Here is a 13,457-nt window from a genome sequence, read left to right as displayed (position 1 = left end):
CGGCAGTTCGTCGCGCGGGCCGCCGCGGCCTCCCCCGGCTTCGCGCTCGACGACGGGACGGCACCGTGGGTCGCGGGTGGCGTTGGAGTAGGGGCACACCTGGTGGGTGGTCTCGACGAGCTGCTGCTTGGTCTCCGCGCTGAGGGCGTCGGGCAGCTTCGCCACCAGCTTGACGTCGAGCTGGAAGCCGCCCGAGCCGTTCGGGCCGAGGCCGACCTCCGCGGTCACGGACATGCCGGAGACGTCGATCTTCTGCTTCCGCGCCACCAGCTGCAGGGCGCTGGCGAAGCACGCGGCGTACCCGGCCGCGAACAGCTGCTCGGGGTTCGTGCCGTCGCCGTCGCCCCCGAGCTCCTTCTGCAGGGCCAGCTGGAGGTCCAGCCGCCCGTCGCCGGTGAAGGCGCGCCCGTCGCGCCCGGTGGCGGTGGCGGTGGTCGTGTACTGGCTCATGAGCCGTCCCTTCACAAGTAGACAGACAGATCTGTCTGCTGTCCCGAAGACTAGACGGGTCTGTCTGGTAGCGTCAAGGGGTGACCACGAGATCCCCGGCGCCCCGCCGGAGCGCGGCCTGGTCCCGCGTGTTCGACACCGCGACGCGCCTGTTCTACGCCGAGGGCGTGCACGCCGTGGGCGTCGACCGGATCATCGCCGAGGCCGGGGTGGCGAAGGCGACCTTCTACCACCACTTCCCGAGCAAGGACGACCTCGTCCGCGCCTACGTCACCGAGCAGAGCCTGCGGCAGCGCGGCATCGCCGACGTGCCCGCGTCCGCGACGCCCCGCGAGGCGCTCCTCACGGCGTTCGAGCGCATGTGCACGTTCGGCTCTGAGCCCTCCTACCGCGGCTGCCCGTTCATCAACGTCGCCGCGGAGTACCCCGACCCCGCCCACCCGGTCCGCCGGGCGGTCGACGAGCACCGCGAGTGGTGCCGGGGCCTGTTCCGCGACCTGCTGGCCGCCGACGGCCATCCCGACCCCGAGCGCACGGCCCACACCCTCATGCTCCTGAGGGACGGCCTCGCCGTCGGCTTCGACCTCGACGACCCGGCGACGGTCCGCACGGCGGTCCACGAGGCCGTCACCAGAATCCTGGACGCCCCCACCCACGCATGACCGCAGCCCCATCGCGTTGCGGGTTGTGGTCTGAGGGTGCGCTCCGGGGGTGGTCGGGGTGTCAGCGGTGGAGGGGGGTTTCCTGGGTCATGCGGGAGAGCTTCTCGGGGTTGCGGACGGCGTAGAGGCCGGTGACGCGGCCGTCGTCGACGCGGGTCGCGATGACGGTGTCGATCTCGCCGGCGCGGCCGAGGATCAGCGCGGGGTGGCCGTTGACGTGCGTCGGCCGCAGCGTGACCGCGCCGGAGAGCCGGGCGAGCACGGCGGCCACCTTCTCCGCCCCGACCACGGGCGCGAGCGCGGCCCGGACGACGCCGCCGCCGTCGGTCAGCAGGACGACGTCCGGCGCGAGGACGTCCAGTAGGTTCCGCAGGTCGCCGGTCTCGACCGCCTGCCGGAAGGCGTCGAGCGCGGCCCGGGCGTCGGACGGGGCGGCGGTGTCGCGGGGCCTGCGCGCGGCGACGTGCTTGCGGGCGCGGTGGGCGATCTGGCGGACCGCGTCGGGGTTCTTGCCGACGGCCTGGGCGATCTCGTCGTAGTCGAGGCCGAACACCTCGCGCAGCACGAACACCGCCCGCTCGGTCGGGGCGAGGGTCTCCAGCACCAGCAGCATCGCCATCGAGAGGCTCTCGGCGAGTTCGACGTCCTCGGCCACGTCGGGCGTGGTGAGCAGCGGCTCGGGCAGCCAGGGCCCGACATAGGACTCCTTGCGCCGGCGCAGCGTGCGCAGCCGGGTGAGCGCCTGGCGGGTGGTGGCCCGCACCAGGTACGCGCGGGGATCCCGCACCGTCTCCAGGTCGACGCCCGTCCACCGCAGCCAGGTCTCCTGCAGGACGTCCTCGGCGTCGGCGGCCGAGCCGAGCATCTCGTAGGCGACGGTGAACAGCAGGTTGCGGTGGGCGATGAACAGCTCGGTGGCGGCGTCCATGCGGCTGTCGGCCGTGTCCTTCGTTCGTTCGTCCATGGCCCTCTCCATTACGCGTTTCGTGCCGTGCACAGGACGCCGGGCCCGGTCCGCGTGTGACATCGGCGATCGGTGGCGCACGTCACACTCGGGCCCTTGTCACGGAGGCGGGGGCGGCGGCATCTCGTGTCCGGAACCGCGTGGAGAGCCGCGCGGGCCACGAGACGGGAGCTTGATCATGATCGAGAACAGCGGGAGCCGGACGGTCGCGATGGTCACCGGGGCCAACAAGGGGATCGGCCGGGCGGTCGCCGAGGCGCTCGCCGGCCGGGGCATGACGGTCCTGCTCGGTGCGCGGGACCGGCGGCGCGGGGAGGAGGCGGCCTCGGCGCTGCGCGCTGCGGGCGGCGACGTCCACGCGGTGCGCCTGGACGTCACCGACCCGGCCACCGTCCAGGACGCCGCGACGTGGGTCGAGGAGCGTTACGGGCGCCTCGACGTGCTGGTCAACAACGCGGGCATCACCGGCTCGGGACAGGTGGCGCCCCAGGACGCCGTCGACCAGATCCCCAGTTCCGTCGACCTGGAGCTGGTCCGGGCGGTGTTCGCGACCAACGTCTTCGGAGTGATCGCGGTGACCAACGCCATGCTGCCGCTGCTGCGCCGGTCGCCGGCGGCGCGCGTCGTCAACGTCAGCAGCCACGCCGGGTCGCTGACCCTCACCAGCGACCCGGACGGCCCCTTCGCGGCGCTGCTGCCGTCGGCCGCGTACACGCCGTCGAAGGCGGCGCTGAACGCGCTGACCGTGCAGTACGCCAACGAACTGCGCAAGGACGGCGTGCTCGTCAACGCCGTCGCCCCCGGCTTCGTCGACACCGACAGCAACGACCACACCGGGCATCTCACCCCTGCGGAGGGCGCCGCCGTCGTGGTGCGCCTGGCCACGCTCGGCGCGGACGGGCCGACCGCCGGCTTCTTCGGCGAGGACGGCCCGCTGCCCTGGTAGGGCCGCCTCAGGCGGGCAGCATGCCGTGGCGCAACTGGAGGAGGGACTTGCTGAGCAGGCGCGAGACGTGCATCTGCGAGATGCCGAACTGCTCGGCGATCTGCGTCTGGGTCTGGTTGCCGAAGAAGCGCAGCAGGACGATGGTGCGCTGCCGTTCGGGCAGCTCACTGAGCAGGGACCAGAGGGTCTTGCGCTCGACCACGTGCTGCAGGTCCGGGTCTTCGGCGCCGAGGTGGTCGACGATGAGCCCCGCGTCGCTCTCGGAGCCCCCTTCGGCCGGCGCGTCCAGGGACAGCGGGTTGTAGGAGTCCCACGCGATGACGGCCTCGGTGACCTCCTCCAGGCCGAGGCCGAGGAGGCCGGCGAGTTCGCTGGGCGTGGGGGAGCGGCCGTTCTCCTGGGAGAAGACCTGGGTGGCGTGCACCAGGCGGGGGCGCAGTTCCTGGATGCGGCGGGTGACGCGGATGCCCCAGGTCCGGTCCCGGAAGTGCCGGCGCACCTCGCCGAGGATCACGGGGTAGGCGTAGGCGTGGAAGCTGTCCCCGCGCTCGGGGTCGAAGCGGTTGATGGCCATCACCAGGCCGAGGTAGGCGACCTGCCGGATGTCCTCCAGGGGCTCGCCGCGGTGCCCGTAGCGCCGCGCGATCGACTCGACCATGGAGGCGTGCGCCTCGACCAGGGCGGCTCTCAGCCGGTCGCGCCGTTCGGGGCCGGTCCCGGGGTGGTTCATCTCGTCCAGCAGCGCCTCGGCGGGGGGCGGTTCGTCCTCGCGGGGGGCGGCTCGGCCGCCGCCGTCCCTCACCGGTGCCTCGGCGTGTGTCACTAGGGCCCCTTCCTGGGCGTCGGGGTGCGGAAGTCGTGCGGCGGCCCGGGGCTCAGCGCCGGAACCGTCCGTGGTGGTGCGGGAGGGGGGTCGGCGGTGCGGCGGTCTCGGGAGCCTCCACGGGGACGACGCGGCTCACACCCGTCGTGGCGCAGACGCGCGGCACCGTCCCGGACGGGGGGAGCCGCAGGGACAGGGGCGTGGCCAGCTCGGAGGCGTGGATGTGGACGCGCAGGATCGCCTCCATGGTGCTGGGGTCGCAGTAGTCGCAGCCGGTCAGGTCGAGGACCATGGCGGGGACGCCGTCGTCCAGCAGGCGCCGCGAGGAGTCGCACAGGTCGTCGTAGTTCGCGAGTCCGAGGACGGCCGGCAGGCGCAGAACCGCCTGACGCCGGGTGAACCTCACCGAGATGCCGCTGGGGGTCGTGAAGGCTTCGCGCATGCCACCTCACCGAGAGAGTCGGAGTGAAGCGGGCCGCGCTGTTGGACCCAGAAGACACCGGAACGGGACTTCTACTCACATCTCCCCATGCGAGTCGGCCTCAAACCGGCGTACGGCCCCGGCCGAGGGCGGGGACCAGCGGTCGGCGGGCCGGACGGCATAGCATTCGAGGGCGGCGGCTCCCGGCTGGGGGTGGTCGCGGCCGCCGCCGCCTGATGACGTTGGAGAACTCGGTGAACGATCGGCTCGTCCCCGGTTCGGACCGTTCCCGGGAGTCCGCGGGCCACATGGTCGAGCTGACCCGTTCGCTGCTGGACGCGGAGACGGTCGACGGGGTCCTGCGCCGCATCCTGCTGGCCGCCCGCATGCTGATCCCCGACGCCGACATGGCCAGCATCACGCTGCGGGAGCGCACCGGCGAGCTGCGCACGCCGTTCCACAGCGACCCGTCGGCGGTGGAACTGGACCGGCTCCAGTACCGGCTGGGCGAGGGCCCGTGCGTCGCCGCCGCGGACCCCGCCGGCGTCGCGTTCGCCCGCAGCGGCGACCTGTCGGCCGAGCCCGCCTGGCCGGAGTTCGGCCCGGCCGCCGCCTCGTACGGCTACGCGTCCGTCCTGGCCACCGCGCTGCTGCTCCCGGCCGAGTCGGACGCGGCCGTCGGCGCGCTCAACGTGTACTCGCGGGAGCGCGGGAGGCTGGACGACGTCGCCCGCGACACCGCGCTGCTGCTGGCCACGCACGCCTCCCTCGCCCTGGCCTCCGTCAGGACGGCCGCCGACGGCGCCCGCGACCTGGCCGACGCGGCGAACCAGATGGCGAACCTGCGCCGGGCGCTCGACACCCGGACGGTGATCGGCCAGGCCACCGGCATCCTGATGGCCCGCCGCGGTCTCGACGCCGACAAGGCGTTCGAGCTGCTGTCCCGCACGTCGCAGAACCTCAACGTCAGGCTCGGCAGCCTGGCGGAGGGCATCGTCTCCGCCCCCGAGGCCGCCGACGACCTCTGACCGGCGCCCGCCCGCCCCCGGCGGAGGACGGCCGGGCCTGGCCCTCGGTCAGCCGATCGGCTGACCGATCCTCCGGCGGACCGAGCGCCCCGGTGTCAGTGGACCGTCGAGCCGCGGCCGGACAGGATGAGAGGCATGGCGGAGGATCTGGCGACGGTGTGGGACAACTTCGAGACAATCGACAGAGAAGTGCGGCCCCATACGCTGGACGGCGACCAGAGCTGGGACGCGCCCAACCTCGGCGCACTGGTACGTGCGGTTCGGCGCACCAGCCTGCACAGACTGTTCCCCTTCACCACCCTGAACCAGTTCTGCCTAGGCGACGGATCTGATTTCTGGAAAGCCGGGGCCGACGGCGGGCAGATCGCGCCCGCCTTCGTGGCCCGCACCCCAGAACGCGGCTACCTGGTCTGGGCAGGCAATCCCTACCACGACGTCCAGACCCCTCCCGTGCTCGTCACGAAGGATCCCGAGGCCGCCGCCCGCTGCCTGGAGCGACTACTGGCCGACTGGCCTGGCGACGACCGGCTCGGCTCCAGGGGCGGCGCCTCGGCATCCCTCTGACCTGGGACGGTTCAGGGCTTGCGGCCGACGCCGCCCGTCATGAAGCGGACGTCGATGGTGCTGGCGTCCAGGACGGGCTCCTCGGGGCGCCACAGCGGGAGCGGGACGAGGCCGGGCGGCAGGATCTCCAAGCCGTCGAAGAAGGCGGCCAGCTCGGCGGGCGTGCGGACGCGGCCGGTGCCGAGCTGCTCCAGGAGCTGCTTCTCCAGCGCGACGGACTCGGGGGCGTCCCCCAGCCGGGTGAAGTTGGTGATGAAGAAGAAGGAGCCGCTGGGCATCGCGTCCCGCAGCACCTGCACGATCCGGCCGGGCTTCTCGTCGTCGGCGAGGTGGTGCAGGATCCCGACGAGCATCACGCAGACGGGCTTGTCGAAGTCGATCAGCGCGCGGACCTCCGGGCGCCCGAGGAGGTCCTCGGGCTGGCGGATGTCGGCGGTCACCACGGTGGTGTTGGCGTTGTCGGCGAGGATCGCACGGCCGTGCGCCAGCACGATCGGATCGATGTCGACGTACACCACGTGGGCCGCCGGGTTGACCTCCTGGGCGACCTCGTGGGTGTTGCGGACGGTCGGCAGGCCCGAGCCCAGGTCGAGGAACTGGGTGATCCCCTCCTCGGCGGCGAGATGGCGCACGACGCGGTGCAGGATCGCCCGGTTGTGCAGGGCGATGTCCCGGAGCTCCGGCATGATCGCGAGGCTGCCCTCGGCGACGGCCCGGTCCACCTCGTAGTTGTCCTTGCCGCCGAGCATCACGTCGTAGACGCGTGCGGCGGTCGGGACGCCGGTGGGAATCTGCGGGGACGACTCGGCCATGTGCACCTCGAGGCTCAGGAGATCTTGTACCGCATCGTAGCTTCGCGGAGCCGCGCAGAATGCGAAAAACCCTTATGCCAAGGGGCTTCTCGCGAACGCAGCGCCGGGACCGCCCCCGAACCCGGGCTGAAGCCGGGATGACGAGGCGCCTCCGGAAGGCTCCGGACGCCGATCTCGCCCACGGCTCAGCCGACCTTCGGGGTGGCGCGGTCGATGATGGGGGCGATGTCCAGGCCTGGGGGGAGGGTGCCGAAGGCGCCGCCCCAGTCGCCGGCCAGGCGGGTGGCGCAGAAGGCGTCGGCTACTGCTGGGTGGCCGTGTCTGACCAGCAGCGATGCCTGTAGGACGAGCGCCAAGCGCTCGGCGACCCGGCGGGCGCGGTACTCGATCGTCGCGGTGTCGGTGAAGGCTTCCTTGGCCTCCTTGACGGCCGCGTCGAGGCGGGCGTCGGCTCCTTGCGCCTGGTCGACTTCGTCGAAGAACGCCTCCAGCGTCTGCGGCTCGCGCAGCACAGCACGCAGGATGTCGAGCGCCGCGACGTTGCCGGAGCCCTCCCAGATGGAGTTCAGTGGGGACTCGCGGAAGAGGCGGGGCATGCCGGACTCCTCGACGTAGCCGTTGCCGCCCAGGCATTCGAGGGCCTCGGCGGCGTGCGCGGGCCAGCGCTTGCAGATCCAGTACTTGCTGACCGCGAGGCCGAGGCGCTTGAAGGCGGTCTCGGTCTCGCTGCCGCGCACGGAGCGGTCGGTGGCGCCCGCGAGGCGCAGCATCGTGGTCGTGGCGGCCTCGGACTCGATCGCCAGGTCGGCCAGGACGTTGCGCATCAGCGGCTGGTCGATCAGCGGGCGGCCGAACGCCGAGCGGTGCGCGGCGTGGTGCGCGGCGGTGGTGACGCCGAGCCGCATGCCGGACGCGGCGCCGATCACGCAGTCCAGACGGGTCATGTTGACCATCTCGATGATGGTGCGGACGCCGCGGCCCTCGTCGCCGACGCGCCAGGCGACCGCCTCGTCGTACTCGACCTCGGAGGAGGCGTTGGAGCGGTTGCCGAGCTTGTCCTTCAGCCGCATCAGGCGCAGCGGGTTGAGGCCGCCGTCCGGCAGGACGCGGGGGACGAGGAAGCAGGTCAGGCCGCCGGGCGCCTGGGCGAGGGTGAGGAACACGTCGCACATCGGGGCGCTGGTGAACCACTTGTGGCCGACGAGCCGGTACGTCCCGTCGGGCTGGGGCGCGGCCGTGGTGGTGTTCGCGCGGACGTCCGAGCCGCCCTGCTTCTCGGTCATGGACATGCTGGCGAGGAGCGCGGTCTTGGCGAGCGGGGGCCGCAGCCCGAAGTCGTACTCCGGCCTGGCCAGGAGCGGCTCGTACTGCGCGGCCAGCTCCGGGGACTGGCGCAGCGCGGGGACGGCGGCGTAGGTCATCGAGACGGGGCAGCCGTGGCCCGCGTCGACGCGCCAGGTGTAGAACTTCGCGGCGCGGGCGACGTGGGCGCCCTCGCGGGGGTCGGTCCACGCGGAGCCGTGCAGGCCGTGCGTCACCGCGACGGTCATCAGCTCGTGCCACGCCGGGTGGAACTCGACCTCGTCGATCCGGTGCCCGCAGCGGTCGTGGGTGCGCAGGACGGGCGGGTGCTCGTTGGCGAGGCGCCCCCACTCCTGGGCCCGCTCGGTGCCGGCGAGGCGGCCGAGCTCGCGCACCTCGGGCTCGGCCCACCCGGCGCCCTCGCGGTGCAGCCCGTCCAGCAGGGCCGCCTCGTCGGACGCGTCGTGCCCGGCGAGCGGGGGGACCTGGTTGAACACCTCGTGCGTCACGCGCTCTCCCAACGTTCATGCCGTCGGTCGCAGAATACAGAACGCGGTTCGGACAACAAGATGATCATGCCTGCGGGGTGGGAGGACGTCCATCCTCCTCAGGTGGTGGGCGATCTCGTCCGCGCGGCGGATTGTCCCGCGCCGCCGGGGGCATACCGTCGAAATCATGAGTCAGTCCGGTCCGCAGCCCGAGCGGCCCGCCCCGAGCCGGCCGCCGGAGCGGCGGCGGGACGGCGGCCCCGTCCCCGAACCGGTCGACGTGACGGCCGCCCCCGACACCGGGCGGGCGGCCGAGACCGCGCGGCTCTCCGAGACCCCGCGGGCGCCCGAGGCCCGGCGGGCCTCCGACCCGGTGCGGGCGTCCGACGCCGAGCGCGAGGCCGTCGTGGAGCGGCTGCGGGTCGCCTCGGTGGAGGGGCGGCTCACCTTCGAGGAGCTGACCGAGCGCACCGAGGCCGCCTACGCGGCCGTCAGCCGGGGCGAGCTCGAACGCATCACCGCCGACCTGCCCAGCATGGGCGCGCCCGGCGCCAACCCCGCGCCCGTGCAGGTCAAGCGCAGGTTCAGCGCGGTCATGGGGGACTGCAAGGAGCGCATCGTCGGCCGCATCGACGGGCCGCTGGAGGCCGTGTCGGTGATGGGCGACGTCGAGCTCGACCTGCGCGGCGCGCAGGTCCCCACCGGCGAGGTCCACATCTGCGTCACCGCGGTGATGGGCGACGTCAAGATCATCGTTCCGGACGGCGTCAGCATCGTGCTGACCGGGCACAACTTCCTCGGCGACCGGCGGGTGGCGGTCCGCGACCCGCATCCGGGCGCCCGCGTCCCCGTCGTGCGCGTCACCGCGACCGCCGTGATGGGCGACATCAAGATCGTCGACGACGAGCACCACGCCCCGCTCCGGCGCGCCCTCACCACCTGGTGGAAGGACCGCCGGTAGCGGGTGGGCGGCTCAGCGGGTGTCGTCGTGCGCTTCGGCGTCCTCGACGCCCTCCTCGTCCGGCGGGAGCGCGTCGGGGTGCTCGTACCTCACCCCGGGGGTCCCGGTTCCGCTGGTCTCCTCCCCGTCCGGGACGGTGCGGCCGCGGGCGTCGGACCGCTCGTTCACCGGGGCGAAGCGGCGGTCGTCGGTCTCCTCGGGCTCATGGCCGGTCTCTTCGCGCGTCATGGCCGCCCGCATACCCGGCGACCGGCGCCTCGAACGCCCCGTCAGACCGCGGTCGCCGCGCGGGAGGCCTCCAGCGCCTCGGCGTAGCGGAGGACGACCAGGTCGGCGACCTCCGGCGCCGCGCCGAGGGCGGGGGAGACCGCGGCGGCCCCGGCGGCCAGGGACTCCCGGCGGACCTTGTCGGCGAAGTGGCCCGGAGCGAGGATGTAGGACGCCACCGCCACGCGCGGCGCGCCCGCCGCGAGCAGGGACCGCACCGCCTCGGCCGGCGCCGGGCGGGCCGCCGTCGCGTACGCCGGCACCACGTCCCGCCAGCCGCGCGCGCGCCACCGCCGCGCCAGCCGCGCGATCACGGCGTTGGCGGACGCGTCGCTGGAGCCCGCCGAGGCGAGCACGACCGCCGTGTCCGGGTCGCCGGGCGCCACGCCCGCTTCGACCAGGCGCCGCTCCAGGGCGTCCAGCAGAAGCGGGTGCGGGCCCAGCGTTCCCGCCGTGCGCAGGACGAGCCGCGGGTGCCGGCCGCGCACCCGGTTCAGCACGCCTGGGATGTCGGTCCTGCTGTGGTAGGCCGAGGTGAGCAGCAGGGGCAGCACGACCGCCTCGTCGACGCCGTCCCCGGCCAGGCCGTCCAGCACCCGGTCGGGGGCGGGCGGCGCGTGGTCCAGGAACGAGGCATGGACGGGCACGCCCGGGCGGCGCGCCCGGACGGCGTCGAGCAGCGCGGCGACGGTCGCGGCGGCGCGGGGGTCCCTGCTCCCGTGCGCCACCGCGACCATGGGGACGCTCACAGGTGGATGCCGCACTCGGTCTTGCCCATCCCGGCCCACCGGCCGCTGCGCGGGTCCTCGCCGGGCGCGACCGGACGGGTGCACGGAGCGCAGCCGATCGAGGGGTAGCCGTCGTAGTGCAGCGGGTTGACCAGCACCCCATTGTCCTCGATGTAGTTGTCCATGTCCTCCTGGGTCCACCCCAGGATCGGGTTCACCTTGACCATGCCGCGCTTGCGGTCCCACTCGACGACCCTGCGGTCGCGGCGGCTGGCGGTCTCGTCCCGGCGGATGCCGCTGAACCAGGCCATGTAGCCCTCCAGCGCGCGGCCGAGCGGCTCCACCTTCCGCAGGTGGCAGCACAGGTCGGGGTTGCGGCCGTACAGGCGCGGGCCGAGCGCGGCCTCCTGCTCCTCCACCGTCCGGGACGGGGTGACGTCGATGACGTTCACCGGGTAGACGGCCTCGACGGCGTCGCGCGTCCCGATCGTCTCGGCGAAGTGGTAGCCGGTGTCGACGAACAGCACGTCGATTCCGGGCTTCACCTTCGACACGAGGTGGATCAGGGCCGCGTCCGACATGGACGACGTGAGGCAGATGCGGTCGCCGAACGTGGCGACCGCCCACCGGATGACCTCCAGCGTGGGAGCGCCCTCCAGCGCGGCGGCGGCCGACTCGACGATGTCCTGAAGGTCGAGGGTGGGTCTGTCGGTCTCCAGCAGGGTCACTGGGGGACCTCCTTGCTCGCGGTGCGGGGAGCACCGACACCGAGGAACTTCAGGCTGAAGGAACGCAGGCAGTCGGGGCAGAACCAGGCTCCGGGGTTCTCGTCCCGGGGTTCGAGGCTCTCCTCGCCGCAGTAGGGGCAGTGGAACGGCGCCATCCGCTCGCTCATGCGCGACCCGCCCCCCTCACTTGAGGTCCGCCTCGTCGGCGCGGTGCACCCATTCGGCGAAGGTCTCCGCGCCGGTGCGCTGCTCGTCGAACCTGCGCACGACGCGCTCGACGTAGTCGGTGAGCCCGGCCGAGGTGGTCTTCAGCCCGCGGACCTTCTTGCCGAACGACGCGCCGAGCCGCCCCCCGAGGTGGATCTGGAAGCCCTCGACCTGCTCGCCGTCGTCGTCCACGACGAGCTGGCCCTTCAGCCCGATGTCGGCGACCTGGATGCGGGCGCACGCGTTCGGGCAGCCGTTGACGTTGATCGACAGCGGCTGGTCGAAGTCGGGCAGCCGCTTCTCCAGCTCGTCGATCAGGTCCATGGCGCGCTGCTTGGTGTCGACGATGGCGAGCTTGCAGTACTCGATGCCCGTGCACGCCATCGTCTGGCGGCGGAACGTGGACGGCCGCACCTGCAGGTCGTGCTTCGCCAGCTCGTCGGCGAGCGCCTCGGTGTGCTGCTCCGGGACGTCCAGGATGACCATCTTCTGCTCGTTGGTCGTGCGGACCCGGCCGGAGCCGTAGCGCTCGGCGAGGTCGCCGATGACGCCGAGCAGCTCGCCGTCCACGCGTCCGACCCGGGGCGCGAACCCGACGTAGTAGGCGCCGTCCTTCTGCGGGTGGATCCCGACGTGGTCGCGGCGGGCGAGCGGCGCGGCGGGCTCGGGGCCGTCCGGCAGCGCGTACCCGAGGTACTCCTTCTCCAGCACCTCGCGGAACTTCGCGGCGCCCCAGTCCTTCATCAGGAACTTCAGCCGGGCGCGGCTGCGCAGCCGCCGGTAGCCGTAGTCGCGGAAGATCGAGGTGACTCCGTGCCACACCTCGCGGGCCTGCTCGGGCTTGACGAACACGCCGAGGCTCTGCGCGAACATCGGGTTGGTGGACAGCCCGCCGCCGACGAACACCTGGTAGCCGGTCTCGCCGGCCTCGTTCACCACGCCCGTGAACGCGATGTCGTTGATCTCGTGGACGGTGCAGTGCGACGTGCAGCCCGACATCGCCGTCTTGAACTTGCGCGGCAGGTTGGAGAACTCCGGGGAGCCGATGTAGTGGTCGTGGATCTCGCGCAGCTGCGGCGTCGCGTCCACCACCTCGTCGGCCGCGATCCCGGCCAGCGGACAGCCGATGATCACGCGCGGGACGTCGCCGCAGGCCTCCGTGGTGTGCAGCCCCACCGCCTCCAGGGCCTCCCAGATCGCCGGGACGTCCTCGATCCGCACCCAGTGCAGCTGGACGTTCTGGCGGTCGGTGATGTCGGCGGTGCCGCGGGCGTAGCGGGTGGAGACGTCCGCGATCGTGCGCAGCTGCGGGCCGCTCAGCTGGCCGCCGTCGATGCGCACCCGCATCATGAAGTAGCGGTCCTCGAGCTCCTCGTCCTCCAGCGCGCCGGTCCGGCCGCCGTCGATGCCCGGCTTGCGCTGGGTGTACAGGCCCATCCAGCGGAACCGGCCGCGCAGGTCGGCGGGGTCGATGGAGTCGAAACCGCTCTTGGAGTAGATGTCGATGATCCGGCGGCGGACGTTCAGGCCGTCGTCGTTCTTCTTGTTCTCTTCGTTCTTGTTGAGCGGTTCGCGGTAGCCGAGGGCCCACTGGCCCTCGGCCTTCTTGCGTGTGGTCGCGGGTGGCACGGTGCGCGTCCTCATCTGTGGTCGTGAGGGACGCGTAGCGCACCGGCGCTCTGAGGCAGCCGGCTCGACGCTGAGCAGGATGAAGTCAAAGGTGACGCCGATGCGCCACGCGCCCGGCTGTACAGGGGCGTGGTCGGAGCGTCACCTACAGATCGCGCTGCGGACGCGGAGGAAGTCGACGTGCCGGCGCTTGGCCAGCAGCGGGTCCGCGGCGCTCATACCTGAACTCTGACATGCCGTCTCGCGGACTGTCCAGTTACGTCCGGCATGCGGACGCGTGAGATGCGTCATCCCTGCCGCCTCCAGTTCACCGGAGGCTCGGCCTTCCCGCCGGCCGCGGAGCCGGGGCGGCAAGGAGGGGCGTATCAGCGTGGGGTCGAGCAGCACGGTCTCGCGGTCGAGCAGGACCAGGAGTCCGGCACGCTCCTGTCGTCGGACGGCCCGGTGGCCGGGCGGAAGTACGCCGCGACGGGCGAG

General features: G+C 72.8%; 16 protein-coding genes and 1 pseudogene. 6 read left to right on the top strand and 11 right to left on the bottom strand.

The features are described 5' to 3' along the window. Positions 1-72: 72 nt before the first annotated feature. Positions 73-450 (bottom strand): annotated as a pseudogene (locus AB0C69_RS24440) (organic hydroperoxide resistance protein); the annotation flags it as partial. 80 nt (positions 451-530) lie between these two features. Between AB0C69_RS24440 and AB0C69_RS24435 the strand changes: the two are divergent. Next, positions 531-1,112: a TetR family transcriptional regulator gene (locus AB0C69_RS24435; RefSeq protein WP_360357278.1), complete on the top strand. Its 582-nt coding sequence runs from the start codon at positions 531-533 to the stop codon at positions 1,110-1,112. Between the two features lie 61 nt (positions 1,113-1,173). Here the strand turns inward: AB0C69_RS24435 and AB0C69_RS24430 are convergent, their stop codons facing one another. Continuing rightward, a complete protein-coding gene (locus AB0C69_RS24430; protein ID WP_360357274.1) occupies positions 1,174-2,076 on the bottom strand; it encodes an RNA polymerase sigma-70 factor in 903 nt (300 codons plus the stop codon). Positions 2,077-2,254: 178 nt separating this feature from the next. On the opposite strand from AB0C69_RS24430, the gene AB0C69_RS24425 reads away from it, so the two are divergent. Next, entirely contained in the window at positions 2,255-3,022 is a 768-nt protein-coding gene (locus AB0C69_RS24425) for an SDR family oxidoreductase (protein WP_360357271.1), read from the top strand. Between the two features lie 7 nt (positions 3,023-3,029). Here AB0C69_RS24425 and AB0C69_RS24420 read toward each other — a convergent pair whose 3' ends face one another. Together AB0C69_RS24420 and AB0C69_RS24415 are read right to left on the bottom strand one after the other, a co-directional pair. Beyond that, positions 3,030-3,845, bottom strand: a complete 816-nt coding sequence (locus AB0C69_RS24420) for a SigB/SigF/SigG family RNA polymerase sigma factor (RefSeq protein ID WP_360357268.1) — start codon at positions 3,843-3,845, stop codon at positions 3,030-3,032. Positions 3,846-3,897: 52 nt separating this feature from the next. Then, positions 3,898-4,287 carry an STAS domain-containing protein gene (locus AB0C69_RS24415; RefSeq protein ID WP_360357265.1) on the bottom strand — a complete coding sequence of 130 codons (390 nt, stop codon included), beginning with the start codon at positions 4,285-4,287 and terminating at the stop codon, positions 3,898-3,900. A gap of 233 nt (positions 4,288-4,520) precedes the next feature. Here AB0C69_RS24415 and AB0C69_RS24410 point away from each other — a divergent pair, with 233 nt between their 5' ends. Continuing rightward, entirely contained in the window at positions 4,521-5,294 is a 774-nt protein-coding gene (locus AB0C69_RS24410) for a GAF and ANTAR domain-containing protein (RefSeq protein ID WP_360357263.1), read from the top strand. A 135-nt stretch (positions 5,295-5,429) separates the two neighbouring features. Continuing rightward, the gene (locus AB0C69_RS24405; RefSeq protein ID WP_360357260.1) at positions 5,430-5,858 is read left to right on the top strand and encodes a hypothetical protein; all 429 of its coding nucleotides are present in this window, start codon (positions 5,430-5,432) and stop codon (positions 5,856-5,858) included. An 11-nt stretch (positions 5,859-5,869) separates the two neighbouring features. On the opposite strand, the gene AB0C69_RS24400 is transcribed toward AB0C69_RS24405, so the two are convergent. Together AB0C69_RS24400 and AB0C69_RS24395 are read right to left on the bottom strand one after the other, a co-directional pair. After that, positions 5,870-6,670 (bottom strand): SAM-dependent methyltransferase, encoded by an 801-nt coding sequence (locus AB0C69_RS24400; protein WP_345187623.1) that lies wholly within the window; start codon positions 6,668-6,670, stop codon positions 5,870-5,872. Between the two features lie 185 nt (positions 6,671-6,855). Then, positions 6,856-8,481: an acyl-CoA dehydrogenase family protein gene (locus AB0C69_RS24395; RefSeq protein WP_360357256.1), complete on the bottom strand. Its 1,626-nt coding sequence runs from the start codon at positions 8,479-8,481 to the stop codon at positions 6,856-6,858. Positions 8,482-8,647: 166 nt separating this feature from the next. On the opposite strand from AB0C69_RS24395, the gene AB0C69_RS24390 reads away from it, so the two are divergent. Further along, positions 8,648-9,421 carry a DUF1707 domain-containing protein gene (locus AB0C69_RS24390; protein WP_360357254.1) on the top strand — a complete coding sequence of 258 codons (774 nt, stop codon included), beginning with the start codon at positions 8,648-8,650 and terminating at the stop codon, positions 9,419-9,421. A gap of 12 nt (positions 9,422-9,433) precedes the next feature. Here AB0C69_RS24390 and AB0C69_RS24385 read toward each other — a convergent pair whose 3' ends face one another. From AB0C69_RS24385 to AB0C69_RS24365, 5 genes are read right to left on the bottom strand one after another with little or no spacing between them, the layout of a single operon-like run. Next, positions 9,434-9,649, bottom strand: coding sequence for a hypothetical protein (locus AB0C69_RS24385; RefSeq protein WP_360357251.1), 216 nt, complete (start codon positions 9,647-9,649; stop codon positions 9,434-9,436). 41 nt (positions 9,650-9,690) lie between these two features. Then, positions 9,691-10,425: a sirohydrochlorin chelatase gene (locus tag AB0C69_RS24380; RefSeq protein ID WP_360357281.1), complete on the bottom strand. Its 735-nt coding sequence runs from the start codon at positions 10,423-10,425 to the stop codon at positions 9,691-9,693. Positions 10,426-10,433: 8 nt separating this feature from the next. Further along, the gene (locus AB0C69_RS24375) at positions 10,434-11,144 is read right to left on the bottom strand and encodes a phosphoadenylyl-sulfate reductase (protein ID WP_345184664.1); all 711 of its coding nucleotides are present in this window, start codon (positions 11,142-11,144) and stop codon (positions 10,434-10,436) included. After that, positions 11,141-11,311, bottom strand: coding sequence for an Insertion element protein (locus AB0C69_RS24370; RefSeq protein WP_345184662.1), 171 nt, complete (start codon positions 11,309-11,311; stop codon positions 11,141-11,143). Before AB0C69_RS24370 ends, AB0C69_RS24375 begins: the two co-directional genes overlap by 4 nt. Positions 11,312-11,327: 16 nt before the next feature. Further along, positions 11,328-12,980 carry a nitrite/sulfite reductase gene (locus AB0C69_RS24365; protein WP_345184660.1) on the bottom strand — a complete coding sequence of 551 codons (1,653 nt, stop codon included), beginning with the start codon at positions 12,978-12,980 and terminating at the stop codon, positions 11,328-11,330. Between the two features lie 267 nt (positions 12,981-13,247). Between AB0C69_RS24365 and AB0C69_RS24360 the strand changes: the two genes are divergently transcribed. Further along, positions 13,248-13,457: hypothetical protein (locus AB0C69_RS24360; protein WP_360357246.1), on the top strand; the 210-nt coding region annotated here is incomplete at its 3' end.

Source organism: Actinomadura sp. NPDC048032 (genome assembly GCF_040653175.1).
GTDB classification, from domain to species: Bacteria; Actinomycetota; Actinomycetes; order Streptosporangiales; family Streptosporangiaceae; genus Spirillospora; species Spirillospora verrucosospora.
This window is presented reverse-complemented; position numbering and strand designations above follow the sequence as displayed.

Coding starts and splice junctions, on each gene's coding strand:
- AB0C69_RS24405 (WP_360357260.1), top strand. CDS start 5,430: ATGGCGGAGGATCTGGCGACGGTGTGGGACAACTTCGAGACAATCGAC.
- AB0C69_RS24415 (WP_360357265.1), bottom strand. CDS start 4,287: ATGCGCGAAGCCTTCACGACCCCCAGCGGCATCTCGGTGAGGTTCACC.
- AB0C69_RS24430 (WP_360357274.1), bottom strand. CDS start 2,076: ATGGACGAACGAACGAAGGACACGGCCGACAGCCGCATGGACGCCGCC.
- AB0C69_RS24390 (WP_360357254.1), top strand. CDS start 8,648: ATGAGTCAGTCCGGTCCGCAGCCCGAGCGGCCCGCCCCGAGCCGGCCG.
- AB0C69_RS24425 (WP_360357271.1), top strand. CDS start 2,255: ATGATCGAGAACAGCGGGAGCCGGACGGTCGCGATGGTCACCGGGGCC.
- AB0C69_RS24385 (WP_360357251.1), bottom strand. CDS start 9,649: ATGACGCGCGAAGAGACCGGCCATGAGCCCGAGGAGACCGACGACCGC.
- AB0C69_RS24380 (WP_360357281.1), bottom strand. CDS start 10,425: ATGGTCGCGGTGGCGCACGGGAGCAGGGACCCCCGCGCCGCCGCGACC.
- AB0C69_RS24400 (WP_345187623.1), bottom strand. CDS start 6,670: ATGGCCGAGTCGTCCCCGCAGATTCCCACCGGCGTCCCGACCGCCGCA.
- AB0C69_RS24370 (WP_345184662.1), bottom strand. CDS start 11,311: ATGAGCGAGCGGATGGCGCCGTTCCACTGCCCCTACTGCGGCGAGGAG.